This window comes from Nocardioides sp. CCNWLW239 (assembly GCF_037137035.1).
Classification (GTDB): Bacteria; Actinomycetota; Actinomycetes; order Propionibacteriales; family Nocardioidaceae; genus Nocardioides.
In genome coordinates, this window is record NZ_JBBBNW010000016.1 from 1 (window position 1) to 1,482 (window position 1,482).

Here is a 1,482-nt window from a genome sequence, read left to right on the forward strand (position 1 = left end):
GGGTCTGTCGGAATCTTTGTGTAACTGGCTCGGCGTGATGCCACGGATCTGGTCCGTGGCGGAAGGAGCATCACGTCATGGATCGAGACAGCGGGGAGTACGACGGCGGTGAGCCGTTGCGGCGGGGTCGCCGTCGACGGGCCGAGCAGGACGAGGCCGCGTTGGTGCCCGTCCCGGTCAACGAGGCGGTGCCGGCGGAGTTGTCGAAGGGGTTGGCCACGCTGGCTGACCAGCTGGTCGCCTCAGCCTCAGACAAGGGCCTGGCCTTGACCGGGAACGGTGGTCTGTTGACGACGTTGACCCAGCAGGTCCTCCAGGCCGCGCTCGAGGCTGAGATGTCGCATCACCTGGGCTACGACAAGCACGAGGTTGCTGGGCGTAACAGCGGCAACTCGCGCAACGGGTCGAGCCCGAAGCGGGTGCGGACCGAGGTCGGTGAGGTCGACCTGGCTGTTCCGCGGGATCGGGAGGGGACCTTCGACCCGCAGATCGTGCCCAAGCACCAGCGTCGGCTGACCGGGTTCGACGACGCGGTCATCTCGCTGTACGCGAAGGGGATGACGACCGGGGACGTGGTCGCGCACCTGGAAGAGGTCTACGACACCACCATCAGCAGGGACCTGGTATCAACGGTGGTCGACAAGATCACCGATGAGATGAAGCGCTGGCGCACCCGGCCCCTGGACCGCGTGTACCCGGTGTTGATCATCGACGCGATCTACCTCAAGGTTCGTGACGGGACGGTGTCGAACCGGCCGGTCTACGTGGTCATGGGCGTCAACCTCGAGGGCTACCGCGACGTCCTCGGCATGTGGGTCGGACCCACCGGCGGGGAAGGCGCGAAGGCCTGGATGGCGATGCTCACCGACCTGCGCAATCGGGGCGTCATGGACGCGTTCATCGTGTGCTGCGACGGGCTCAGGGGCATGCCCGAGGCGATCAACACGGTCTGGCCCCAAGCCCGGATCCAGACCTGTGTGGTCCACCTCGTGCGCAACAGTCTGCGCCTGTCCTCGCGCAAGGACTGGCAGAAGCTGACCCCCGGGATGCGGCGGATCTACACCGCGGTCAACCGCGAGGCAGCCGAGCTCGAGTTCACCGAGTTCGCCGAGCGCTGGGAGGCCACCTACCCCGCCCTGATCCGGTCCTGGCGCGAGGCATGGGAGGAGTTCACCCCGTTCCTCGACTTCCCCGTCGAGGTCCGCAAGCTGGTCTACACGACCAACGCGATCGAGTCCCTCAACGCCCGATTCCGGGCCGCTGTCCGACGCCGCGGGAGCTTCCCCGACGAGGACTCGGCCTTGAAGGTCCTCTACCTCGCGGTCAAGCAACGCGAGAAGAACAAGCCCGGCCCCACCGGCCGGATCAACGGATGGCGCCCCATCCTCAACACCCTTACCATGGCCTTCGGCGAAGAACGCCTGGGTCTGAACTGAACACAAACAAGCCGATGATCAGTTACACAAAGTTCCTGACACTCCC

Annotated in this window: 1 protein-coding gene; it reads left to right on the top strand. The window is 65.9% G+C overall.

Translation table 11 applies throughout. The features are described from left to right. Positions 1 to 77: 77 nt before the first annotated feature. On the top strand, positions 78 to 1,436 hold the full coding sequence (locus tag WBG06_RS26480; protein ID WP_336740815.1) for an IS256 family transposase: 1,359 nt from the start codon (positions 78 to 80) through the stop codon (positions 1,434 to 1,436). Positions 1,437 to 1,482 lie beyond the last annotated feature (46 nt).

Excerpts from the sequence above, each read along its gene's own strand:
- WBG06_RS26480 (WP_336740815.1), top strand. The coding sequence starts at position 78 with ATGGATCGAGACAGCGGGGAGTACGACGGCGGTGAGCCGTTGCGGCGG.